This window comes from Gordonia polyisoprenivorans (genome assembly GCF_017654315.1).
Lineage (GTDB): Bacteria > Actinomycetota > Actinomycetes > Mycobacteriales > Mycobacteriaceae > Gordonia > Gordonia polyisoprenivorans_A.
The window spans coordinates 178,938-202,461 of record NZ_CP072203.1 but is presented as its reverse complement, the minus strand read 5'-3'; the positions used below and the strand labels follow the sequence as shown (position 1 = coordinate 202,461).

At 67.8% G+C, this 23,524-nt stretch carries 23 protein-coding genes and 1 other RNA gene; 14 read left to right on the top strand and 10 right to left on the bottom strand.

The window, feature by feature from the left end:
* The first annotated feature begins 92 nt into the window (after window positions 1-92).
* The 5 genes from ffs to J6U32_RS00960 all read left to right on the top strand — a co-directional run bounded on the left by ffs (window position 93) and on the right by J6U32_RS00960 (window position 6,951).
* Window positions 93-187, top strand: an RNA gene (gene ffs / locus J6U32_RS00980) — signal recognition particle sRNA small type.
* A gap of 45 nt (window positions 188-232) precedes the next feature.
* A complete protein-coding gene (locus tag J6U32_RS00975; RefSeq protein WP_208793158.1) occupies window positions 233-1,510 on the top strand; it encodes an aminotransferase class I/II-fold pyridoxal phosphate-dependent enzyme in 1,278 nt (425 codons plus the stop codon).
* A gap of 69 nt (window positions 1,511-1,579) precedes the next feature.
* Window positions 1,580-2,860, top strand: coding sequence for a glycosyltransferase 87 family protein (locus tag J6U32_RS00970; protein WP_208795898.1), 1,281 nt, complete (start codon window positions 1,580-1,582; stop codon window positions 2,858-2,860).
* Window positions 2,861-2,997: 137 nt separating this feature from the next.
* The gene (locus J6U32_RS00965; RefSeq protein ID WP_208793157.1) at window positions 2,998-4,551 is read left to right on the top strand and encodes an acyl-CoA synthetase; all 1,554 of its coding nucleotides are present in this window, start codon (window positions 2,998-3,000) and stop codon (window positions 4,549-4,551) included.
* A gap of 63 nt (window positions 4,552-4,614) precedes the next feature.
* The gene (locus tag J6U32_RS00960; RefSeq protein WP_208793156.1) at window positions 4,615-6,951 is read left to right on the top strand and encodes a DNA polymerase III subunit gamma and tau; all 2,337 of its coding nucleotides are present in this window, start codon (window positions 4,615-4,617) and stop codon (window positions 6,949-6,951) included.
* A 186-nt stretch (window positions 6,952-7,137) separates the two neighbouring features.
* On the opposite strand, the gene J6U32_RS00955 is transcribed toward J6U32_RS00960, so the two are convergent.
* Both J6U32_RS00955 and J6U32_RS00950 read right to left on the bottom strand, forming a co-directional pair.
* Window positions 7,138-8,460: a class I SAM-dependent methyltransferase gene (locus tag J6U32_RS00955; protein WP_208793155.1), complete on the bottom strand. Its 1,323-nt coding sequence runs from the start codon at window positions 8,458-8,460 to the stop codon at window positions 7,138-7,140.
* Window positions 8,457-9,863 (bottom strand): FAD-binding oxidoreductase, encoded by a 1,407-nt coding sequence (locus tag J6U32_RS00950; protein WP_208795897.1) that lies wholly within the window; start codon window positions 9,861-9,863, stop codon window positions 8,457-8,459. Before J6U32_RS00950 ends, J6U32_RS00955 begins: the two co-directional genes overlap by 4 nt.
* 84 nt (window positions 9,864-9,947) lie before the next feature.
* On the opposite strand from J6U32_RS00950, the gene J6U32_RS00945 reads away from it, so the two are divergent.
* The 7 genes from J6U32_RS00945 to J6U32_RS00915 are packed head-to-tail and all read left to right on the top strand — an operon-like array spanning window position 9,948 to window position 14,127.
* Window positions 9,948-10,424: an SRPBCC family protein gene (locus J6U32_RS00945; RefSeq protein ID WP_208793154.1), complete on the top strand. Its 477-nt coding sequence runs from the start codon at window positions 9,948-9,950 to the stop codon at window positions 10,422-10,424.
* A gap of 9 nt (window positions 10,425-10,433) precedes the next feature.
* Entirely contained in the window at window positions 10,434-11,387 is a 954-nt protein-coding gene (locus tag J6U32_RS00940; RefSeq protein WP_208793153.1) for a pseudouridine synthase, read from the top strand.
* A gap of 29 nt (window positions 11,388-11,416) precedes the next feature.
* Window positions 11,417-11,752, top strand: coding sequence for a hypothetical protein (locus J6U32_RS00935; RefSeq protein WP_208793152.1), 336 nt, complete (start codon window positions 11,417-11,419; stop codon window positions 11,750-11,752).
* A gap of 55 nt (window positions 11,753-11,807) precedes the next feature.
* Entirely contained in the window at window positions 11,808-12,176 is a 369-nt protein-coding gene (locus tag J6U32_RS00930; RefSeq protein ID WP_006371650.1) for a YbaB/EbfC family nucleoid-associated protein, read from the top strand.
* A gap of 14 nt (window positions 12,177-12,190) precedes the next feature.
* Entirely contained in the window at window positions 12,191-12,802 is a 612-nt protein-coding gene (gene recR / locus J6U32_RS00925; protein WP_079928609.1) for a recombination mediator RecR, read from the top strand.
* A gap of 2 nt (window positions 12,803-12,804) precedes the next feature.
* Complete coding sequence (locus J6U32_RS00920) at window positions 12,805-13,362, top strand: uridine kinase family protein (RefSeq protein ID WP_208795896.1); 558 nt, start codon at window positions 12,805-12,807, stop codon at window positions 13,360-13,362.
* Window positions 13,363-13,383: 21 nt separating this feature from the next.
* A complete protein-coding gene (locus tag J6U32_RS00915; RefSeq protein ID WP_208793151.1) occupies window positions 13,384-14,127 on the top strand; it encodes a uracil-DNA glycosylase in 744 nt (247 codons plus the stop codon).
* A gap of 40 nt (window positions 14,128-14,167) precedes the next feature.
* On the opposite strand, the gene J6U32_RS00910 is transcribed toward J6U32_RS00915, so the two are convergent.
* The 3 genes from J6U32_RS00910 to J6U32_RS00900 all read right to left on the bottom strand — a co-directional run bounded on the left by J6U32_RS00910 (window position 14,168) and on the right by J6U32_RS00900 (window position 16,855).
* Window positions 14,168-14,617, bottom strand: coding sequence for a GNAT family N-acetyltransferase (locus tag J6U32_RS00910; RefSeq protein ID WP_244332453.1), 450 nt, complete (start codon window positions 14,615-14,617; stop codon window positions 14,168-14,170).
* Window positions 14,618-14,846: 229 nt separating this feature from the next.
* On the bottom strand, window positions 14,847-15,566 hold the full coding sequence (locus J6U32_RS00905) for a type 1 glutamine amidotransferase (RefSeq protein WP_208793149.1): 720 nt from the start codon (window positions 15,564-15,566) through the stop codon (window positions 14,847-14,849).
* Entirely contained in the window at window positions 15,563-16,855 is a 1,293-nt protein-coding gene (locus J6U32_RS00900; protein WP_208793148.1) for a Mur ligase family protein, read from the bottom strand. The genes J6U32_RS00905 and J6U32_RS00900 overlap by 4 nt, the downstream gene beginning before the upstream one ends.
* 65 nt (window positions 16,856-16,920) lie before the next feature.
* On the opposite strand from J6U32_RS00900, the gene J6U32_RS00895 reads away from it, so the two are divergent.
* Window positions 16,921-17,976, top strand: coding sequence for an alpha/beta hydrolase (locus tag J6U32_RS00895; protein ID WP_208793147.1), 1,056 nt, complete (start codon window positions 16,921-16,923; stop codon window positions 17,974-17,976).
* On the opposite strand, the gene J6U32_RS00890 is transcribed toward J6U32_RS00895, so the two are convergent.
* The 3 genes from J6U32_RS00890 to J6U32_RS00880 all read right to left on the bottom strand — a co-directional run bounded on the left by J6U32_RS00890 (window position 17,915) and on the right by J6U32_RS00880 (window position 20,420).
* A complete protein-coding gene (locus J6U32_RS00890) occupies window positions 17,915-18,892 on the bottom strand; it encodes an EamA family transporter (RefSeq protein ID WP_208793146.1) in 978 nt (325 codons plus the stop codon). The genes J6U32_RS00895 and J6U32_RS00890 overlap by 62 nt on opposite strands.
* A gap of 89 nt (window positions 18,893-18,981) precedes the next feature.
* The gene (locus J6U32_RS00885; RefSeq protein ID WP_208793145.1) at window positions 18,982-20,004 is read right to left on the bottom strand and encodes an LLM class flavin-dependent oxidoreductase; all 1,023 of its coding nucleotides are present in this window, start codon (window positions 20,002-20,004) and stop codon (window positions 18,982-18,984) included.
* Between the two features lie 8 nt (window positions 20,005-20,012).
* Window positions 20,013-20,420, bottom strand: a complete 408-nt coding sequence (locus J6U32_RS00880) for an SRPBCC family protein (protein WP_208793144.1) — start codon at window positions 20,418-20,420, stop codon at window positions 20,013-20,015.
* A gap of 60 nt (window positions 20,421-20,480) precedes the next feature.
* On the opposite strand from J6U32_RS00880, the gene J6U32_RS00875 reads away from it, so the two are divergent.
* Window positions 20,481-21,365: a LysR family transcriptional regulator gene (locus J6U32_RS00875; RefSeq protein WP_208793143.1), complete on the top strand. Its 885-nt coding sequence runs from the start codon at window positions 20,481-20,483 to the stop codon at window positions 21,363-21,365.
* A 14-nt stretch (window positions 21,366-21,379) separates the two neighbouring features.
* On the opposite strand, the gene J6U32_RS00870 is transcribed toward J6U32_RS00875, so the two are convergent.
* Window positions 21,380-22,111 (bottom strand): glycoside hydrolase family 25 protein, encoded by a 732-nt coding sequence (locus J6U32_RS00870; protein ID WP_208795895.1) that lies wholly within the window; start codon window positions 22,109-22,111, stop codon window positions 21,380-21,382.
* Window positions 22,112-22,425: 314 nt separating this feature from the next.
* Window positions 22,426-23,520: an MSMEG_0565 family glycosyltransferase gene (locus tag J6U32_RS00865; protein WP_208793142.1), complete on the bottom strand. Its 1,095-nt coding sequence runs from the start codon at window positions 23,518-23,520 to the stop codon at window positions 22,426-22,428.
* Window positions 23,521-23,524 lie beyond the last annotated feature (4 nt).

Genomic DNA, 23,524 nt, shown 5'->3' with positions numbered 1-23,524 from the left:
GCCTTCGAGTAGCTGCCATCGCGGATCGCCGCTGGTGGGGACCGTCGCACGGACCGATTGCAGAACGCGCCGACCCACTCGCTACACTTGACGACGGATCCCGCGCGGCGTGCATCCTGTGAACTCCCCCAGGGCCGGAAGGCAGCAAGGGTCAACGGGCTCTCTCGGGTGCGCGGGGTCCCCATACATCTCACGCCGATGCACATCTCAGTCCGATACATGAGGTCCCCCGTTGAACTATCACTCCAAGAGTGCCGACGAGCTTCGCGCCACCCAGGAGGACCTCCGAAAGCTCTACGACGCGCTGTGCGCGGCAGGGCTGACCCTCGATCTCACCCGCGGCAAGCCCGCGCCCGAGCAACTTGATCTGTCCAACGAGTTGCTGTCACTGCCCGGCGCCGATTTCCGTGCCGCGGACGGCACCGACACCCGCAACTACGGCGGCCTGCGTGGTTTGCCGGAGCTGCGGGAGATCTTCAGCGAGATCTTCGCGGTCGATCCCGCGAATCTGATCGCCTACGGCAACGCGAGTCTCGAGATCATGCATCACCTGACGACGTTCGGGTTGCTGCGTGGCACCGTGGATTCGGCGCAACCATGGTCGTCGGGTCCGGTGAAATTCCTGTGCCCGGTTCCCGGATACGACCGCCACTTCGCGATCACCGAGCAGTACGGCATCGAGATGGTGCCGGTGCCGATGAACCCCGACGGCCCCGACGTCGACGCGTGCGCGGCACTGACTGCCGCCGACCCGTCGATCAAGGGCATGTGGGCGGTACCCACCTACTCCAACCCGACCGGCGTCACCTTCTCCGCGGAGGTCACCGAGGGCCTGCTGTCGATGCCGGCCGCCGACGACTTCCGTATCTACTGGGACAACGCCTACGCGGTGCACACCCTCGTCGACGAGGCGCCGACGCCGCTGCCGGTGATCGAGATGGCCGCTGCCGCAGGCAATCCCAATCGCGTCTACGTGCTCGGCTCGACATCGAAAATCACTTTCGCCGGTGCCGGGGTCTCGTTCTTCGGATCGTCGAAGGCCAACGTCGACTGGTTCGTCGAGAACATCGGCTTCGCGACCATCGGTCCCGACAAGGTGAACCAGCTGCGCCACGCGCGGTTCTTCGGTGACGCCGCCGGGGTGCGTGCCCACATGGCCCGCCATCGCGACATCCTCGCCCCCAAGTTCGCGACCGTGCTCGGCATCCTCGAGGATCGGCTCGCGGAGTCGAAGGTCGCGTCGTGGTCCGAGCCCGAGGGCGGCTATTTCATCAATCTCGACGTGCCCGACGGCGCGGCGAGCCGGACCATCGCGTTGGCCAAGGACGCGGGTATCGCGCTGACACCGGCGGGTTCGACGTTCCCGTACAAGAACGACCCGCACGACCGCAACATCCGGTTGGCGCCGACCTTCCCGAGCATCGACGACCTGCAGGTCGCGATGGACGGTGTCGCCACCTGCGTGCTGCTCGCCGCGACGGAGACGCTGCTCTCCGCGCACGGTTCCTGAAAGGCGCCGATCTTCGGTGGGCGTGCCGGGTGACCGATCGTGACAGGTGGCCGCGGGCGCCGATTCGCCTTGTGTGTGGCTGCGCTCGCGATCGCCGCACTCGCCCTGTGGTGCCAGCACCTGATCCTGCCGTTTTCCACCCCGTTCTGGGGTTTGTTCGACTATCAACTCGACCTCGACGTCTACCGCGCCGGCGCACTGACGGTGTGGGACGGCGGCAGCCTCTACGACGCAAAACTGCTCGGCCAGATGGACTACACCTACGCGCCGGTGTCGGTCATCGTGTTGATGCCGTTCGCCTGGATGTCGTTCGAGGCCGCCCGGATCGTGTGGAGCGTCGGTATCCTCATCGCGCTCTATCTGGTGATCGTCCTGTGCTTCCGGGCCCTCGGAAGAGAAGTGAACTGGCCGTTGCGATGTCTGGCGATCGCCCTTGTCGCCGTCTCGATGCTCCTGGAACCGGTGCGCACCACCATCTGGTACGGCCAGATCAACGTGTTCCTCCTGTTGATCATCCTCGCCGACCTCGTCCGACCCGACGGCTCACGGCTCAAGGGCGTCGGCACCGGCATCGCCGCGGGCATCAAATTGACGCCGCTGATCTTCGTCCTCTACTTCGCGCTGCTACGGCGCTGGCGTGCGACGGCCGGGGTACTCGGCGGATTCCTACTGACCGTCGTCGTCGGATTCGTTTTGTTGCCCAAGGAATCCTGGTCGTACTGGACCGACAAGATCTTCGACTCCAATCGCGTGGGCGCGCCGCAGACTCTCGGTAATCAGTCGTTGCGCGGGCTCATCGCCAATCTGATGCACACCGACGCCCCCAACACCGCGGTGTGGATGGTCCTCGTGCTCATCGCGCTGGGCCTGGGGATGGGCTCGGCGGTCCTCGCCCATCGGCGCGGCCATGAGTTGCTCGCGATCTCGATCGTCGGTATGACCTCGTGTGCGGTGTCGCCGATGGCCTGGGGGCATCACTGGGTGTGGTTCGTGCCGATCGTCGTGATCTGCGTGAACCTGTTGCTGCGCACCGATTTGTCGGCGATGCGCCGCGTGTCCGCCGGGATCGGACTCGTTGCGCTGATCCTGACGGCATTCGCCTGGCGCACGCACTTCGCCTATCCGATGTGGTTCGTGAACCGCACCGTGCCCGACGCGTACTTCACCGGGTTGTTCTTCAAGGCGCAGACGGGACCGGCGTGGGCACAGGCTTTCCTGGTCTATCCGTACAACGCGATCTTCCTCGGTACGACGATCGGGACCCTCGTCGTGCTCGGACTGCTCGACCGCCCCGCGCGCCCGACCGAGGAGAACACGGACCCGACGGACACCGCTGCGCTGCCCAGCTGATTTCGGGGCTACCCGGCTGGTTCCCGGTTAGTCGAAATTCACCGAATCGGACATGGCGTCGTGTGCCGCGATCTACGCTGACGCCATCGTCGCCGACCACCGCTGGATCAGTCGGCCCGCGTATGAGGAGAACTGCCATGCCCAGTATCAGTACCCCGGAATCGATGGACCTCGGATCGTGGATCGCGCGCCGGGCCGCCATCGGCCCCAACCGCCCGGCCATCACCTTCGACGACACGACGATGAACTTCCGGGAGTTCTCCGACCGCATCGACCGGTTGGCCGCAGCTCTGCGCGCCGGAGGCGTCGGCGTCGGTGACCGCGTCGCCTATCTCGGCCTGAACCATCCGATGTTCCTGGTCGCCTTGTTCGCCTCGGCGCGTGCCGGAGCGACGTTCGTGCCGTTGAACTTTCGGCTCACCGGAGCCGAGCTCGCCTACATCATCAACGACGCCGGCGCGCACACCCTGATCGCCGACCCCGCGCTCGCGGCCGTCGTCGACGAGGTGGCCGATCAACTCACGCTACAGCGGCGCATCGCCGTCGGTGAGCACGCCGGCTGGGAATCCGCCGAAGCCGTCATCGCCGACGCCGAGCCGATCGCCGACCCGGCCCGTCCGTCGCCGGACGCCATCGCGGTCATCATGTACACCTCGGGAACCACCGGCCGCCCCAAGGGGGCGATGCTCACCCACGGAAACCTGTTCTGGAACAACATGAACTCGCTGCTGTGTCTGGACGTCGAGACCTCCGACATCAGCTACTGCGCCGCACCGCTGTTCCACATCGGGGGACTCAACGTCACGACACTGGTCACCCTGCAGAAGGGTGGGCACATCGTGCTGGCGCCGTCGTTCGATCCGGCCGCGGCGCTCGCCTCCATTGAAAAGCATCGTGTGACAACGATGTTCGGTGTGCCGGCGATGTTCCTGTTCATGACCCAGGTGCCGCCGTTCGAGACCGCGGACCTGTCCAGCTTGCGCTACCTCATCTGCGGTGGCGCGCCGGTGCCCGAACCGTTGATGCGTCGCTACGCCGAGCGCGGGCTGGCCTTCGCCCAGGGTTACGGACTCACCGAAACCGCCCCGCTCGCGCTCGTGATGGGACTCGACGAGTCGGCGGCCAAGATCGGCGCCGCAGGCAACAAGGTGGTGCCGCTGTCGGATGTGCGACTCGTCGATGCCACCAATTCGCCTGTTCCGGTGGGCACCCCGGGTGAGGTGTGTGTCCGCGGCCCACAGGTGATGGTCGGGTACTGGCGCAACCAGGCGGCCACGGACGCCGTCATCGACGACGAGGGCTGGTTCCACACCGGCGACATCGGCCGCGAGGACGACGACGGCTACATCTACGTCGTCGACCGCGTCAAGGACATGGTGATCACCGGCGGCGAGAACGTGTACCCGGCCGAGGTCGAGAGCGTCCTCTACAGCCATCCCGCGGTCGCCGAGATCGCGATCCTCGGGCTGCCCGACGTGAAGTGGGGAGAGGCGGTCACCGCCGTCATCGCCACCGCCCCCGGCCACGAGGTCACCCTCGAGGAGCTGCGTGACTTCGCCAAGGACCAACTCGCCCGCTACAAGCTGCCGTTGCGTCTGGAGTTCGTCGACGCCCTGCCACGCAACCCCTCGGGCAAGGTGCTCAAGTACCAGCTTCGTGAGCAGTTCTCCACTCCTGTCCCCCAGGCGTGATCGACCGGTCCGACCTGTGGGGGAGCGGGTCGGACTGTCGGGGTTCGCCGGTACTCTCGACGCGTGGCCCTGTATCGCACCTACCGTCCGGCGACGTTCGCCCAAGTCGTGGGCCAGGAGCACGTCACCGACCCCTTGAGCCGCGCACTCGACAGCGGACGGATCAATCACGCCTACTTGTTCTCCGGTCCGCGCGGCTGCGGCAAGACGTCGTCCGCGCGCATCCTCGCCCGTTCGCTCAACTGTGTGCAGGGCCCCACGTCGACGCCGTGCGGGGAGTGCTCGTCGTGTGTGGCGCTCGCGCCGGGCGGGCCGGGCAACCTCGACGTCATCGAACTCGACGCGGCCAGCCACGGTGGTGTCGACGACACCCGTGAGCTCCGGGATCGCGCGTTCTACGCCCCGTCCGAGTCGCGCTATCGCGTGTTCATCGTCGACGAGGCGCACATGGTCACCAACGCCGGGTTCAACGCCCTGTTGAAGATCGTCGAGGAGCCGCCGGAGCATCTGATCTTCGTGTTCGCGACCACCGAGCCGGAGAAGGTGCTGCCGACGATCCGCTCGCGCACCCATCACTATCCGTTCCGGCTGCTCGCCCCGCCGGTGATGCGCGGGCTCCTCGAGGACATCTGCGCCAAGGAGCACGTGCAGGTGGCTGCCGACGTCTACCCGCTGGTGATCCGCGCCGGTGGCGGTTCGCCGCGCGACTCGCTGTCGATCCTCGACCAGCTCCTCGCCGGGGCCGGCGAGGAGGGGGTCACCTACGAGCGGGCGCTCGCCCTGCTCGGCGTCACCGACATCGCCCTGATCGACTCCGCCGTGGACGCTCTCGCCGTCGCCGACGGGGCCGCGTTGTTCACCGTGGTGGAGCAGGTCGTCGACGCCGGCCACGATCCTCGCCGCTTTGCCGTCGATCTACTCGAGCGCCTTCGGGATCTGATTCTGCTGCAAGCGGTTCCGGATGCCGCCGACCGCGGTCTGGTGGAGGCGCCGGGTGATCAGCTGGCGCGGATGCGCAGTCAGATCGATCGCCTCGGCCCCGGCGGGCTGACGCGTTTCGCCGAGATCGTCCACAACGCGCTCGGCGAGATGCGCGGCACCACCTCACCACGGCTACTGCTGGAGGTGATGTGCGCGCGAATGCTGTTGCCCACCACCTCAGCCGACGACGCGGCACTCCTGCAACGCCTCGAGCGGATCGAGTCCGGGGTGGTCGTGGCCGCACCCGCGGCGTCGGCAACCCCGGCCCCGGCGGCATCGACAGCGTCTGCCCCGGCGGCTCCGGCGCCCCCCGCGGACGGGCCACCACCGAAGTATGTGCGCCCTTCCCAGCGCAAGGCCACCGAAGATCATGTGGGACAACAGGACACGTCGCCATCGGCTGATGCCACGGATGAGACGGAGCGTGCGGCGGCCGAGAAGGCGGCAGCCGAGCGCGCGGCGGCAGAGAAGGCGGTAGCGGAGAAGGCTGCGGCGGAAAGGGCTGCGGCAGATCGTGAGGCCGAGCAGGCTGCTGCCGCGAAGGCCGCAGCCGAGCGCGCGGCAGCGGAGAAGGCGGCAGCGGAGAAGGCTGCTGCAGAAAAGGAGGCCGCAGAAAGGGCAGTGGCCGACAAGGTGGCGGCCCAGGCGCCGGTCGCGGATCCGACTGCCCCCCAACCGCCGTCACGGACCCGGCCGGAACCCGAGCCGGAACCCGAACCCGAGCCGATCGCGGAGGTCGCCGGCTTCGACGACGAGATCCCGCTTCCCGACGAGCCGTTCGACGAGTACGAAGCACCACCGGACGAACCGGTCCCGGCGGCGCCCCGCAGCGCACCGGAACCCGAACCCACACCGGAGCCGCAGACGGGTCTCGACCCCGATACGCTGCGCAAACGGTTCCAGGAAGTGCGCACCGCTGTTCGCACACGCTCGAAGAGCCTCGAACCGATGCTGTCGGCGGCGGTCGTCGACGATCTCGACGGCACCACCGTCGTCCTCGCTCACCCGATCGACGTGTTGGTGGGCAGATTGTCTGCACCGCATGCGGTCTCGATCATTCGTGAGGCGTTACAGGAGGTGTTCGGCACCGATCTCGACGTTCGCACCGTCCACCGAGACACCTCGACGCCGGGGCCTGTGGCCGCGCGGCCGCAGGCTGCTGCCGCACCCAAACGGCAGACGTTCTCGCGGCCGAGTCGGACGCGCGCGGACTCGGCGGAGGGAAGTTCTCCCGCGCCCGAACCCGATCCGGAACCCGAGGAACCCGAACCGCCACGCTCCGACGAGGAGATCAGTGACGACGAGCGTGCGGAGATGGTCGCCGACGCGCACAACGCCACCCCCGACGCGCGGATCGACCCCGACAAACTCGCCCTGGATCTACTGCAGACCGAGTTGGGGGCACGGCCGCTCGAGTAGCGATCCAGCTGTGGCGCAAGGGGTCTCGATGCTCCGCGCTGGCGCGCCTGCGCACCTCGACCAGCGGGGTGGAGGGCGGCCGGTGGTCAAGGTGGTCGGCCGGCGGGCCTTACAGCCGATGGTCGAGGTGCGACGAGCCGCAAGGCGAGGAGCCTCGAGACCCGGTGCGCTGCAGGTGTACTCGCCCTACGCGTCCCACCACGGTCGCAGCGGCAGCTCGTGACGACCCTTGTCGTCGAGCTTGACGCCCAGAACGTGATGTAGCTGAACGATGTTGCGTTCGAAGCCGATGCGGCAGCCGGCCATGTAGAGGCCCCACAGGCGCGCGGTGCCCTCACCGACCTCCTCGACGGCCTCGTCCCAGTGCTCGACAAGATTGCGATTCCAGTCACGCAGCGTCATCGCATAGTGGTAACGGAAGTCCTCCTCGTGCAGCACCTCGACGCCGCCGATGTCCTGCAGTTTGGAGATGATCTTGCCCGACCCGGTCAGCTCGCCGTCGGGGAAGACGTAGCGGTCGATGAACGACCCGGCCCGCGAACTCTTGGCGTTATCGGGACGGGTGATGCAGTGGTTCAACAACATTCCGCCGTCGCGCAGCTTGTCGCGCATGAAAGAGAAGTACGACGGGTAGTTGTGGACGCCGATGTGCTCGGTCAAACCGATCGAGGACACCGCATCGAATCCCGACTCGGTGACGTCGCGGTAGTCGCTGTGGCGGACCTCGGCGAACTCGGACAGCCCCTCGTCGATGATGGCCTGCTGCGCCCACTGTGCCTGCTCGGCCGAGAGGGTCACGCCGAGTACATGGACCCCGCGTCGGGCGGCGTAGCGGACCATTCCGCCCCAGCCGCAACCGATGTCGAGGAGCCGGTCGCCGGCCTTGAGCCGCAGCTTGTCGAAGATCAGCCGGTACTTGTTCTCCTGGGCGGCTTCCAGCGATGCGTCGAGGTCGGGGTACACCGCGCACGTGTAGGTCATCGACGGTCCGAGTACCCACTCGTAGAAGGTGTTCGACACGTCGTAGTGGTGGTGGATGACCTCGGCGTCACGGGCCTTGCTGTGCCGCAACCCCTCGGCGAACCGACGCCAGCGCGGCAGCGCCTCCTGAGGGGGCGGTGCGATCGGCTTGAAGTGTTCGATACCGAGCGACCGCGCGACCTGCGCCAGCACCAGCGGTGAGGGGCGTTTGAACTCGAGGTCGGCGGCCAGGGCCTGCAGGGCGCCGTACGGGTCGCCGGGGTGGGCGCCGATCAGCTCCAGATCGCCGGACACGTACGCGCGGGCCAGGCCGAGATCACCAGGGGCGGTCACCAGGTAGGTGGTGCCGCGCGGCGTCACCAGGTTCAGGCCGAACTCGGCGTCCTCGGGACCGGCAGAACTGCCGTCGTAGGCGGTGACGCGGATGTTGAGATTGCCGCCCACGATGGACTCGAACACCTGGGCCAGGGTCATCTTGGCATGCTGCGCATCGTTTTTCGACGGTGCGCTGTCCTTGTAGGTCGTCATTGCCGTTTCACCGCTTTCGCATAGAGATCGAGCAGTCGGCCACGTGGGTCGTACCGCTTCTTGAGCAGTCGGTAGTGCTCGCCTCCGTAGAGTTCATCGAATTCCTCAGGGCTGTAGAAGGATTCCGAATACAGAGACTTGTGGCCATCGAGCTCGGCCACCTTGCGTTCGATCAATTTGTTGGTGTGCCCCGGATCGCCGGGCGTCACCGGAACCGCCGACCAGAACCCGACGTTGACATAGGTGCGGTCGGGTTGCAGCGGGTACAGCGGCCAGGGGCGCAGCGGGTTCGCATCGGGTGCGCTGCCGCCGACCTTTTCACGAAGGCGCAACGGGCACAACCAGATCGGCTCGATCGGCACGCTGGTCAAGAACCAGTCGAGATAGTCGGTGGTGTGCTCGATCGGCACCTCGATGTCCTGCACGACACGCTCGTTGGCAGGTAGGCCCTTGCGCTTGTTGAGGCGATCGGCGATGTCGAAGCGCTGGTCGTAGCCGATCAGCTTCCAATAGAAACTGCTGCGCAGCAAACGTTTCGGCCACAGGCGGCGGATGCGGGGCTCCTGCGCGCCGAACGCCCGTGAACACCAGAACCAGTCGGTGTCCCACCGCCACAGATAGTCGTGGATGGTCAACCGATCACGCTGGGGTGTGCGCGTCGAATCGTGCTGAATGGACCGGTAATAGATGTCCATCCCGGTGTAATCGCTGACCGGTCCGGCTTCATCGGTCTGCCGCCCCAGCGTCAGATAGGCCTCGTCGACGCTGAACACGGTTCCGTCGAGATAGTCGACCGGCTCGCCGTCGTAGGACCTGTCGGTGACGATCGCATCCATCGTCGCCTGCAACTCCGACAGATCGGTGAACCGCACATGCCGCAGCGCGACGTACGGGGCGACCTCTTCCAACTCGATTCGCAGCCGCACCGAATAGCCGAGCGTCCCATACGAATTGGGGAATCCGTAGAACAGATCCGCATAGTCGTTGGTCGGGGTCGCGGTGATGATCTCGCCGTCGCCGGTGAGGATGTCGATCTCGAGGACCGACTCGTGGGGCAGACCGTTGCGGAACGAGGTGCTCTCGATACCCAGGCCGGTCACGGCGCCGCCGAGGGTGATCGTCTTGAGCTGCGGAACGACCTTGGGAGCCAGCCCGTACGGCAGCGTCGCGGCGACGAGGTTCTCGTAGGTACACATCCCCGCGACATCTGCGGTCCTGGCGGCTGCGTCGACCGAGATCACCCGGTCGAGGCCGGAGACGTCGAGGCCGGGGTGCGGGTTCTTGGCCCGGGCCCGGAAGAGGTTGGAGGTCTTCTTCGCCAGACGGACCGTGGCCTGCGGCCCGATGGCGCGGTAGCTGGCCAGGAGGGTGGCCACACCCTCGTCGAATGCCGCTGCCCCCATCTCCATCTGTGCCGAGCTCACTTGGCTAGCCTAGGACGTGAGCAGCACGCCCGCCAATCAGCACATCGTGAAGGAGTTGGGTCAGTGGGTCAGATTTCCGCCAGTCAAACGACAGAGGTGGCCGCGTCCCCGGATGCCGTGATCGGCGCGCTCGCCGACTACGCCGACACCCGCCCGGCGATCCTGCCCGAGCAGTACCGCGACTACCAGGTGATCAGCGGTGGCAACGGCGACGGCACCGTCGTGCACTGGATTCTGCAGGCGACCTCCAAGCGTCAGCGTGACGTCAAGGCCACCGTCTCCGTGACACCCGGCGCCGGGAGCGCAGCGAGCGGGCCGAACGCCGCAGCCACGATCACCGAGAAAGACGAGAACTCGTCGATGGTGACCACTTATCAGGTCTCGCCGTCCGGCTCGGGCAGCAAGGTCACCACCACGACCACCTGGAACAGCAACGCCAGCGGCATCGGCGGCTTCTTCGAGAAGACCTTCGCGCCCAAGGGACTCGCCCGCATCCAGGCCGCCCTGCTCGCGAATCTCAAGACGCGGCTGGAGAAGTAGCCCACCGCGGTGGGTCGCCGGACCGGGAAACAGCGCGGTCGCGCACGGCCGTCACCGCTGCCGCCGCGCGACGGTGTCGACGCCACCCGGGTCGTGTTGCGGTCGGGGCCGGAGTCGACCGTCGGGGAGTGTCTGCGGGCCACGCCGTCGTTGCAGGAGCTGACCGACGCCGACCTCGCCGATCGCGCGCAGCGGGGAGAGATCGTCGACGCCGACGGTCGGCCGCTGACGCTCGAGCAGCCCGCGTGTGTCAACACGTCGGTCTACCTCTACCGCGACCTGCCCGACGAGATCACGATTCCCTTCGATCTGCCGATCCTGTACCGCGACGAGAACATCGTCGTCGTCGACAAACCGCACTTCCTCGCGACGATGCCGCGCGGACAGCACGTCACCCAGACCGCGCTGGTGCGGTTGCGCCGCGCGCTCGGCACCGACCTCGTCGCCCCCGCGCATCGGCTCGACCGCCTCACCGCAGGGGTGCTGCTGTTCACGCTGCGACCCGAGGTGCGTTCGGCCTACCAGAATCTGTTCGCGCAGCGCAGGGCGGAAAAGGAGTATCGGGCGCTCGCCCCGGCAGCGGGGGTCGCCGACACGCGGGTGGTCCGCAATCGGATCGAGAAAACTGCCGGTGACCTGCGGGCACGCGTCGTCGACGGCCCGGTGAACGCGATCAGTGAGATCACCGAGATCGAGCAGACCGCGAGCGGGTCGGTATATCGGCTGGTCCCGCATACCGGCCGCACCCATCAACTGCGCCTGCACATGGCGCTGCTCGACGTGCCGATCGTCGGCGACCCGCTCTACCCCGAGGTCCGGCCCGACGTGGCCGGGCGCCCCGAGCACGGGGACTTCTCCGAGCCACTGCGACTCGTCGCGCACAGCCTGTCGTTCGTCGATCCGTTGACCGGGCAGCACCGTCGATTCGACACCCGGCACACCCTCAGCGACGGTCACCACTGACCACCGCGGGAACTGGTTACGCTGTCCCCGTGACCATCCTCGCCTCCTACGAACGCCACCCCGACCTGGGTTGCGAGGCCGTGGTGTTCATCGACGACGAATCGATGGCGTGCTTTCAGATCCAACGCGAACTCGTCGGCGGAGACCGTGCGGCCGACCGGTACTGCATCTCCACCGGTGCCAGCGCCCCGATCTACGATGCGATCCGGCAATGGCGTCGCGTCGAGCACAATCGCCTCGAGTTCGCCCTCACCCCTCGCGCGAGCCGGCTCTTCGGCGACGAGGAGCTGTCCTTCGAGATCACCCCGGTCGGCGACGACACCGTCGACGACATCGCGGCCCACGTCGAGCGCCTGTTGCGCTGATCCGGTCCGGCCCGGCACGCGCGCCCCGTCGGCACCGCCGACTACCCTGGGGCCCGTGAATCAACCTTTCGATCCCAGCGCACTCTTCGGCGGCGGAGCCGGCGGCGACAACCCGATGGCCGGGTTGCTGCAGCAGGCCCAGCAGATGCAGGCCAAGCTGCTCGAAGCACAGAACGAGATCGCGGCGACCGAGGTCACCGGCACCGCGGGCAACGGTCTGGTGACCGTGACCGGCAACGGGACCGGTGAGATCACCGCGGTCACCATCGACCCCAAGGTCGTCGACCCCGACGACGTCGAGACCCTGCAGGATCTGCTGCTCGGCGCACTCGCCGACCTCTCGAACAAGCGCGAGGAACTCGCCGGCGAGAAGATGGGACCGCTCGCCGGAGGCCTCGGCGGCGGACTACCCGGCCTGGGCTGAGGTACGACGCACCGATGTACGAGGGCCCCATCCAGGATCTGATCGACGAGCTCGCCAAACAACCCGGGCTCGGCCCGAAGGGTGCCCAGCGCATCGCGTTCGCGCTGCTGGCCGGCGAGAAGAAGGAGATCGATCGACTTGTCGCGGCCCTCATCCAGGTCCGCGACAACGTCACCTTCTGCGCCGAGTGCGGCAACGTCTCGGCCAACAATCTCTGCCGGATCTGCTCGGATGCCCGACGTGACGCGACCAAGATCTGCGTCGTCGAGGAGCCCAAAGACGTCCACGCGATCGAGCGCACCAAGGAGTTCCACGGCCGCTACCACGTGCTCGGCGGCGCGCTCGACCCGCTGTCGGGGATCGGCCCCGACCAGTTGCGTATCCGCGAGTTGCTGCGACGGCTGGCCACCACCGACGACGGCACCGAGGTCACCGAGATCATCGTGGCCACCGACCCCAACACCGAGGGCGAGGCCACCGCGACGTACCTGCTGCGGATGCTCAAGGACTTCCCGGGGCTGTCGGTGACGCGTCTGGCGTCGGGGCTGCCGATGGGCGGCGACCTGGAGTTCGCCGACGAACTCACCCTCGGCCGTGCGCTGTCGGGCCGCCGCATCTTGGCATGACGATGACGGCGCCCACCCTGTCCACCGATCTCGACGCCCGGCTCGACGACCTTGCCGCGGAGATGATCTCCGGGATCGTCGCCATCGACGGCCCGTCCGGCGCGGGCAAGTCGACCGTCGCCGACGCCCTCGTCGCCCGCTTACGGGCCCGCGGCACCGGGGTGGTACTCGTCCGCACCGACGACTTCGCCACGTGGGACAACCCGGTCGCGTGGTGGCCGGAGCTGGAAACCGATGTGCTGCATGCCTTTGTGCGTCGGCACGATTACCGCTATCGGCCACGGGAGTGGGTCGACGGTGTGCCGCAGCTCGGTGGCCGGGTGTGGGTGCGGTGGGAGCCGCTACTGGTGATCGAGGGGGTGTCGTCGGCGCGGCGTCGTATCGCCGACCGGCTCAGCCACGCGCTGTGGCTCGACGGCGGTGACGCCGACGCGCGGCTCGAACGCGCCGTCGCCCGCGACGGTGAATCCTCGCGCCCCCTGCTGCAACGATGGCAGCAGTTCGAGCGCGGCTGGTTTGCCGTCGATCGCACCCGCGAACGATGCAAGGTCCTCGACTGAGCTCGGCTCGGTGAGCACCGCATGGCCCGACGACGATCCCGATACCGTGATCTCGCCGATCTCGATGCCGCGCTGATCGACTGCCGCGCCTGCCCTCGTCTGGTGGCGTGGCGCGAGAAGGTGGCGCGGGAGAAACGTGCCGCCTTCGCCGACTGGGACTATTGGGGACGGCCCGTCCCGGGGTTCGGGCCCGTCGACTCCCGCATGCTCATCCTCGGGCTCGCGCCGGCCGCGCACGGCGCCAATCGCACCGGCCGCATGTTCACCGGCGACCAGAGTGGTGACGTGCTGTTCCGCGCGCTCTACGACATCGGACTCGCCTCGCAACCGACCGTCGTCTCCGCCGATGACGGGATGGAGTTGTTCGGGGTGCGCATGACTGCCCCGGTGCATTGCGCTCCGCCGCAGAACAAGCCGACCACCACCGAGCGCGACCGGTGCGCCCACTGGTTACGCGCCGAGCTGGACCTCCTGGCGCCCACGGTGCGCTCGGTGATGGTGCTCGGCGGCTTCGGATGGCAGGTGGGTTTGCGGACGTTCGAGGAACTCGGCTGGCAGATCGACCGTCCCCGACCGAAATTCGGTCACGGCGCGCGTACGGTCATCCGACGTGACGACGGCGCCGAGCTGACGGTCTTCGCCAGCTATCACGTCAGCCAGCACAACACCTTCACCGGGCGGCTCACCCCGGCGATGCTGCGGGCGGTGATCGTCGAGGCCGCCCGGCACGCCGGATTACCCGCGCGCGACCGCACTCTCGGGTGAGCCGGCCGTCGGCTGAGCCGTCGATCACGTGGGCTGTCGATCAGTGGGTGTCGAGATCGATCTCGTAGTGCACGAATCCGGTGTCGGTGGCGACGGCGTCGTAAAGTCTTCGCGCAGTGGCATTCTGCTGTTGGGTCAGCCAGTAGACCTTGGTGAGTCCGGCGTCGCGTGCCGCCTCGCAGACGTGGTCGATCAGGGCACGCCCGACGCCGGACCCGCGACTGTCGGGGGCGACGAACAGATCCTCGAGATAGCAGTAGCCGGTGCGGCTCCAGGTCGACGGATGGGCGAGCCAGTGGACCAGACCGATGGCGCGCCGCTGGTCGTTGCGTGCGATCGCACCGTGGATACCGTCACCGGAGACGATGCGCCGGAACGTGATTGCGGTGATCTCGGGATCGAGGTCGGTCTCGTAGAAGCGCAGATAACCGTCCCAGAGCGGCAGCCAGTCGTCGTGATCGTCGGCGCTGCAGGGCGAGATCGTGGTCATGGCGACACAGTACGTCGGGCTGCGGATTCCCGACAGCCGACGTCGTCGTGCGGCGTAAGGTGAGGCCATGTCCCAGCGTGGTGATCAGGTGTGCCGGTGCGGCCATCCGCGGTCGGCGCACGCCCATCTGCGTGCGGGCACCGACTGTGCCCTGTGCGGGGCGTCGGGCTGCTCGCGGTACCGCCGGTCCCGCTTCTGGCATCGGGGCGGGCCGGGTGCGGCCGACGGCTCAGCGTCGGGCGGCGGCGAGTCGCTCGGAGCGCAGCCGGTCAACCTCTGGGAGGTCCAGCGGCGCAAGCGAATCGGTCCCGATCGCCCGGGCGAGGAGAAAATCGGCTAGCTCCGGGTTGCGGGCCAGCGCCGGGCCGTGCAGGTAGGTGCCGATCACCGAGCCGGCGACCACACCCTCGGTGCCGTCGCCCACGCCGTTGCCGACGCCGTGACGCACCCGCCCGAGCGGGGTGGCATCGTCCCCGAGAGTACTTCCGCCCCTATGGTTTTCGAATCCCGACAACGGCTGGGTGAGTCCGGGCAGCACCGGGTCGGTGACGAGCTCGCCGATGCTGCGGGTCTGTTGCGGTGCGGTGGTGAGGTTGAACAGCGAGATGCCGTCCACGCGTTCGCCCGCCGACGTCTCGTACCAGTGGCCGAGGACCTGGATGGCCGCGCAGATCGCCAGCACCGGACGGCCCGCGGCCGCCGCACGCTGCAGCCCCGGATAGCGGGTGAGGTGCCGGGTGGCCAGCCGCTGCGCGTAATCCTCGGCGCCACCGAGGGTGTAGACGTCGAGTGAGTCGGGGACCTCGTCGTCGAGGGTGATCGAGATGATCTCGGCGTCGATGCCCCGCATCCGGGCCCGCTGCCGCAGCACCAGGGCGTTCCCGCCGTCACCGTAGGTGCCCATCACGTCGGGGAGCACCAGCCCTATACGCAGCGTCGAGTCGCTCATTTGCGTTCCTCCCGTACGCGTTCCATCGCGGTGCCGAGATCGCGGAAGGCGGTGTAGTTCGCCAGGACCTCGACGCGTCCCGGCGGACATGATGCGATGGCCTTCATCGGGTCGGGGATGGTGGTGTGTTCGGCGCCCGCGTAGAGCAACCGCACCGACAGGTCGGCGGCGCGTTCGCCTGCGGCGACCACCGCCATCGTCTCGAACGCCTCGAACCGCACGTCCCACAGCCAGGAGAGATCCTCACCGTCGGGGACCTGCCCGTTAACGGCGATGACCAGTCCGTCGGCATCGTGGTCGATCATCGACAACGCTTCCTGCCAGCCGGCCGGATTCTTGGCCAGCAGTGTGCGCACCGAGTGGTTGCCGACCTGATGGATGCCGTAGCGTCCGGCAACCTCGCCGACGGTCTGCACCGCCGCCACCGCCTTGGCCGGGTCGGCGCCCATCGCGACGGCCGCGGCCACGGCCTGCGCAGCATTGCCGCGGTTGGCGCGGCCCGGCACGGCGAGAGCCATCGGCGCGACGAAGCCATCGGGGCCGTAGATGTTGTCGTCGTCGACCCACCAGTCCGGGCTGGGGCGCCGGAAGTTCTCGTCACCGGTCGAATACCAGTCGATACCGCCGGGTGGTATCGACGGTCCGCTGCCGGAGTCGGCGGTCGCACGCGCGATGGGTTCGCCGGTGCGCGGACAGCTCACCGAATCCCCGACCCAGCTCGACCCGGCCGCCACCCACACCACCTTCGGCGCATCGAAGGCAGCGGAGGTGACCAGGACGTCGTCGCAGTTGGCGACGACGATCGTGTCGGGGTGGCGGCCGACGCCGGCGCGCAGGGCGCGTTCGATCATGTTGATCTCGCCCACCCGGTCGAGTTGATCGCGCGAGAGATTCAGCATCACCACCACCTCGGGATCGGTGGCGTCGGCGACGTGCGGGACGTGTAATTCGTCGACCTCGAGTGCGCAGATCGGCGCCGAACGTTGCAGGCTGAGCGTGGCGATGATGCCGGCGTCCATGTTGGCGCCGTCGGCCTGGGTGGCGACCTCGCCGAGTTCGGCGAGCGCCGCCGCGGTCATCCGCGTCGTCGTCGACTTGCCGTTGGTGCCGGTGATCAGCGCCGTACGCTTGCCGGCCGCGAGGCGGGCCATGATCTGCGGGTCGATCTTCTCGGCGACCAGCCCGCCGATCATCGAGCCCTTCCCGCGTCCGGCGGTACGGGAGGCCCAGCGGGCGGACGCGGCGGCGGCCAGGGCCAGCGAGGTGCGCAGCGGAACTCGGTCGGACATGGGGACGAGTCTGGCACAGGGGCGCCGACGGTGCCGCCGGACCTCGGCGGGGTACCCTCGCGGCCGTGAGTAGGGCCACAACGCTGACGATTCCGCTTCCGTTCCGCGCCGTCCGTTCGGTGATGCGTCTCGGCGGACACCTGCCGCCGGGTGCGCTGGGCGTCGTCTCCCGGATCTGCCCGGTGAACTCCGACGGCGAGCACATCGCCCCGGAGATGTTGGTCGCCGGCGTCGCCACGCGACTCATGCCCGGTGGCGACATGAGCGGCGCGACCGTCGAGCGCGCCCGCCACAACCTCGAGGTGAACTCGGCGATCTCCGCCGAGCGGACCCCGCCCCTGGCGGTCGTCGAGGATCTGCTGATCGACGGGCCGGGCGGCGACCTGCCGGCCACCCGATACCGCGCCGAGGTCTCCTCGACGGGGCTGGTGCTGTTCTTCCACGGTGGCGGGTTCTCGCTGGGCAGTCGGGCCACCCACGACGCCTACTGTCGGCGGCTGGCCCTCGACACCGGTGCCGACGTCCTGTCCGTCGAGTACCGGCTCGCCCCCGAGCATCCGTTCCCGGCGGCCGTCGACGACGCCCTGGCCGCGTGGCGCTTCGCGGTGAGTGCGGCCCCGCGCTGGGGTGTCGACACCGATCGCCTCATCGTCGCCGGCGACAGCGCAGGCGGGAATCTCGCCGCGGTGCTGTCCCAACTCGTGCGCGGCGAGGAGGTGACTCCGCGTCTGCAGCTGCTGCTGTATCCGGTCACCGACATGACGCGATCCGGCGGTTCGCGGCAGGAGTTCGCCACCGGCTACTTCCTCACCGCCGAGCGCATCGAGTGGTTCACCGAGCGCTACATCCCGGCCGGCGTGCCGCGCAGTGATCCGCGGATCTCCCCGCTGCTCGCCGACGACCTCACCGGACTGCCGCCCGCCCACGTGGTGGTCGCCGGCTTCGATCCGTTGCGCGACGAGGGCATCGCCTACGCCGACGCCCTCTCCGGTGCCGGCGTACGCACCTCGCTGCAACGCGAATCGGGCATGATCCACGGCTTCGTCAACATGCTCGGCTTCAGTCCCGCTGCCCGACAAGCGGTCTCGGGGATGCACGACGTGGTGCGCGGCGTGCTCTGACAGAGGTTTCACCCGCACCGGCCCGCACCCTCGACCGTGGCGCGGCCAGCACCCCGGCGGCGCATCCGGCGATGACCAGAGCGGCACCGGCGATCTCGATACCGCTCGGCACCTCGCCGAGCAGTAGCCAGGCCGCGCTGATCCCGACCACGGGTACCAGCAACGACAGCGGCGCCACCCGGCTGGCCTCGTACCGCTTCATCAGCATCGTCCAGAGTCCGGACCCGGCGATCGTGCCCAGCAGCACCACGTAGGCCAGGCCGACCAGCGCGATCAGCCCGGACGACGAACCCAACGTTGTCAACGATGTCAGGTCGGCGCGAGGGCCTTCGGTGGCAAAGCTCAACGCCAGGAACGGGATCGGCGGTACCACCGACATCCACAGCGTCATCCGCAGGGCGTCGTCGGGTTGGGCCAGGCGGCTGCCGATGTTGCCGAACGCCCAGGACAGGCCGGCCAGCACGGTCAGCACCATAGGGACGATGATGCCCACACCGATCGACGAATGCCCGGCGCGGTCGACGCCGATGACCACGATCCCGGCGACGGCGATCGCGATGCCGAGGATCTGCGCGGGCACCAACCGCTCGCGAAGGAAGAACACGCCCAGCAGCACGGTGAACGGCGCCGAGGTCTGCAGGACCAACGAGGCCAGCCCGGTGGGCATCCCGAGGTTCATGGCGAGGAACAGGAATGCGAACTGCCCGAACCCGAAGCCCACTGCGTACAGCAGGAACCATCGCATCTGCACGCGAGGGAACTTCACGAACAGCACCACCGGGACGGCCATCACCGCGAACCGCAGAGCCGCGAAGAAGAACGGCGGGAAGTGGTCGAGACCAACGCGGATCGCGATGAAGTTGAGGCCCCAGAGGACGACGACGGTGAGGCCGAGCAGGCGATCGCGGGTGGTCATGAGTCCATCGTCGACCCGGCGTCGATGAAGAACAATCGAATTCTTTTGCAGTAACCGTTCGTTATTGCTTCATCTTTGCTTGCCGAGCGCTACCGCCACCCGAGCGCAGGTGCCACGTCCTTCAGGATCGCCTCGATGACGTGCGCGTTGTAGTCGACGCCGAGCTGGTTGGGCACGGTCAGCAGCAGGGTGTCGGCGGCGGCGATGGCCTCGTCATCCCGGAGCTGCTCGATGAGCTTGTCGGGTTCTTCGGCGTAGGACTTGCCGAACCGTGCGATACCGCCGTCGATGTGACCGACCTGGTCGGAGCTGTGCCGGTCCCGGCCGAAGTAGGCCCGGTCCATGTCGTTGACCAACGGGAAGATACTGCGGCTCACCGATACTCGTGGCTCACGCTCGTGTCCGGCGAGCTTCCAGGCGTCGCGGAACCGCTGGATCTGTTCGGCTTGGAGTTGGTGGAACGGCACACCGGTGTCCTCGGTGAGCAGCGTCGACGACATCAGGTTCATGCCCTTCTCCGCGGTCCACTCGGCTGTCGCGCGAGTCCCCGCACCCCACCAGATGCGATCACGCAGGCCCGGTGACTGGGGTTCGATGCCCAGCGGTCCCGGCGGGTTGGGGAACATCGGCGACGGATTCGGCTCGGCGAAGCGCGCACCCTCGATGACCTGGAGGAACACGTCGGTGTGCGAGCGCGCCATGTCGGCGTCGGTCTCGCCGTCTGCGGGAACATAGCCGAAGTACTTGTAACCCTCGATCACCTGCTCGGGGGACCCCCGGCTGATGCCGAGCTGGAGTCGTCCGCCGGAGATCAGATCGGCCGCGCCGGCGTCCTCGGCCATGTACATCGGATTCTCGTACCGCATGTCGATGACGCCGGTGCCGATCTCGATGGTCTCGGTCTTCGCGCCGATCGCGGCGAGCAGCGGAAACGGCGAACCGAGCTGCCGCGCGAAGTGGTGCACGCGGAAGTAGGCGCCGTCCGCGCCGAGGTCTTCGGCCGCGACCGCGAGGTCGATGGATTGCAGCAGAGTGTCCGCGGCCGAGCGGGTCTGCGAGCCGGCCGACGGGGACCAGTGTCCGAAGGAGAGGAAGCCAATCTTCTTGCTCATGACACCAGTTAACCGGACTTGGGTCCGCTTTGTTCCACCAGGTCGGCGAGGCGGGCAAGATCGGCCGCGACCGTCGCCGCGTCACGGTCGAACTCCTCGTCGGTGAGGTCGAGTTGGCGCAGGATGAAGACCACTTCCGAGCCGTCGGGGTGGGCCAGCACCCGCACCGGATTGGTGACCGTCGACCCCGACGGAAGGGTCACGTCGTGGTCGATGACGCCGAACTCGTTGTGCGGGACAAAGCGAACGGTGACGGTGCCCATCGGGGATTCGACGACGAGGTCGTCGCCACGGCGCGTGACCGGTGCCTGCGCCAGCCCCGACGCCCAGAGCGCCAGGTTGCCCGGGTCCGACGCGAACTCGTAGACGTGCTCCGGCGCGGCGGCGATGACGTGACTCACGTGGCGACTACGCATTCATCCATCATGCGTGCCGGGTCCGACATGCGTGGTGGGTGGAGGTCATAGGATCGCGCCATGGAGGTTCGTCGACTGCGGTTGCTGCGCGAGTTCGCCGACCGCGGCTCGATCGGCGCGGTCGCCGACGCGCTGCACATGACGCCGTCGGCGGTGTCGCAACAACTCAAGGTGCTCGCCGAAGAGGCCGGTGTGGCGCTGCTCGAACCGGACGGTCGACGCATCCGTCTGACCGGTGCGGGCCACGCGCTGGTGCTGCGCGCCGACGACGTCATCGCCGCGGTGGAGCGGGCGCAGGAAGAGATGGCGTCGTACCGATCCGGTCACGCCTCGGTCCGTCTGGCGATGTTCCCGTCGGGGGCGACGCTGCTGCTGCCCGATGTGCTGACGCGGGCCGCTGAAGCGGGGATCGACGTGCACGCCTTCCACCTCGACGTCGGATACCCCGAGGCCGCACCGGCGTTGACCGATTTCGACATCGTCGTCACCCACCGCGACGAGCGGATGCCCACGCTGACCGATCCGCGGGTCACCGTCACCGAGCTGATGCGCGAACCGCTGGACGTGATCGTCGCGCGCACCTCGGACCTCGCGGATCATCGGCGGGTCGCGGGCTCCGAACTCGCCGACCGCGACTGGATCAGCGTGGAGGGAGGGTTCCCGGTCGACGATGTGCTGCAATCGATCTCGGCGCTCACCGGAGTGGCACCCCGGGTGATCCAGCGAATGCTGGACTTCACGACGATCGAGGCGCTCGTCGCCGCCGATCACGGGATCGCCCTGATGCCGCGTCATGCGGCCCGGCATCCCGACGTGGTCGCGTTGGAGCTCAAGGGAGTTCGCGCTGCGCGGGTGTACGAGGCGTTCACCCGGCCCCATCCGCGTGCGGCGATCGCGGCAGTCGTCGATGGCCTACGTCGGGTTGCCGACGCCGTCGCCCGCTGAACTACTCGCCCTGCTCAGCTGCCGGGGATGCCGGTCGTACCCGTTCCGGTGGCGTTGCCCATTGTCTGCAATTGCGGTGTGGTGCCGTTGAATCGGTTGAGATCGACCGGCGTCGGAATGCCGGGGAGCTGTCCGGAATCCGTGTACTGCCAGAACGTCCACGTGCTCCAGCCTCCGTGGGGCATCTCCGGTGCGGCCTGGCCGTTGTAGGACGCGATCCATAGCGGGTGGTCGGCAAATTCGGTGGTGCCGCCCATCGCGGTGTCCCAGAACTTCGGATAGGTGTACAGGATCGTCTTGCGGCCGGTCAGCGACTCCAGGGTGGCAAAGAACTCCCGCACCCACGCGGCGAGGTCCGTCGGATTGAGCCCGCCGGAGTTCTCCAGATCGAGAACCGGTGGGAGATCGAGCATTCCGTTCTGCCCGAGCACGACCCCGGCGTAGAAAAGTGCTTGCGCGGCAGCTGATTGCGAGGGGTCGGCGTAGTGATAGGTGCCGCGGATGAGGCCGGCGGCACGCATGGTGAGGCTGTCGGGAACGAAGTACGGATTCACATAGGTGAGGGATTCGGTCGCCTTCACCATGGCGATCTGCTGGCCGGCGGCGCGCACCGCGAACCAGTTGATCAGCGACACGTTCGGATGCTGGTAACTCGACACATCCGGCCCGACCGACGGGGCCGCGGCAGCCGGCGTAACGGTCAGCGAGCCGGCGACACCCACCACCGTCGCGACGGTGGCGGACATGACAAGACGACGGCGCATCATGCGCCCCAGGATAGGTCTGTACGCCTCGGTTGACACCTCATCCGTCACTTCTGTAACACACTCGTGGCCGGATGCTCCCGTAACGGTCAAGTCCGGCAGGGGTTTTGACCGCGTTTGGTGGATATGGGGGTCTCGAGGCCTCGTCGCTGGCGCTTCCTCGGCACCTCGACCATCGGGGAACGGCGACCGTTGTCGGGGAGCATCGCGGCTTTCCCCACCGATGGTCGAGGTGTGAGGCGCGTGCGCCGAGCCTCGAGACCGCTTGCCACGGTGCTGGTTCCAGCCCACGCGCACTACCAGGTCGGATGCTCGCGATAGAAATCCAGGTGCGCCCTCGCGGCGGATTCCCAGGTGAGGGATCGGGTCAGGGCGTGACCGGCGTCGACTCGCGAATCCGGATCGGCGAGGGCGGCGGCAAGGTGGTCGGCGAGGTCGGCAGGATCGGTGGCGTACCGCACGGTCTCACCGAACACCTCACGGAGGATCGGCAGATCGCGGGCGACGACGGGGCGGCCGGCGGCCAGTGCCTCCATGGCGGCCAGGCCGAATCCCTCCTTGGTCGACGGGAAGGCGAAGACGTCACACGCGGCGACCAGCGACGGCAGTACCTCGTCGGCGACCGCCCCGAGCACAACGGGCTCGACCCCGAGATCGTGGGCGCGCCGGTCGAATTCCGCGCGATAGTCGCGGTAGTCGAAGAGGGTCTCACCGCCGGCGAAGACGAGTGACAGGTCCGGGATGCGAGCCCGCAGCAACGCGAAGGCCTCGACGAGATCGATACTGCCCTTGCGGGGTTCGATACCACCGACCGCCAACACGAAGGGGCCCAACCGATTCTGCCATTGCTGTCGATCGGTGGCGGCCGAAGGCTCCGGGCCCGCCGCGACCGAGAATCGAGTGTGGTCGACCCCGTTGGGAATCACCGTGGGGTGCAGTCCCCATCCGGCTCGAACCTCCTCGGCGACCGATCGTGACACGCAGATCCGCGCATACGGGTTGACGACGGCCTTCTCGTGGCAATCGACGAGGATCGGGGTGGTGAATTGGTCGAGATGGTGGATCGTGCGGATGCAACGTCCGACGGCGTTGGCACTGATGCAGTCCTGGGCGTGCACGATGTCGGTGGCGGTGGCGTCGAACTGTTCACGCATCGTGGTGATCGACCGCATGATCCGGTCGGTGATGGACTCGTTCTCACGATCGGGAAACGGGATGAGGCGCACCGCGACCGATGGATTCACGGTTCGGAAGAATCCCTCGTCGCCTCCTCGCGCCAACGACCACACCGTCACCTCGGCGCCCTGATCGGCCAGTGCCTCGGCGAGATTGAGGGTGTGGACCACCCCGCCACGCGGTTTGGTCGAATACGTCAGGAGTGCAATGCGCATGGAG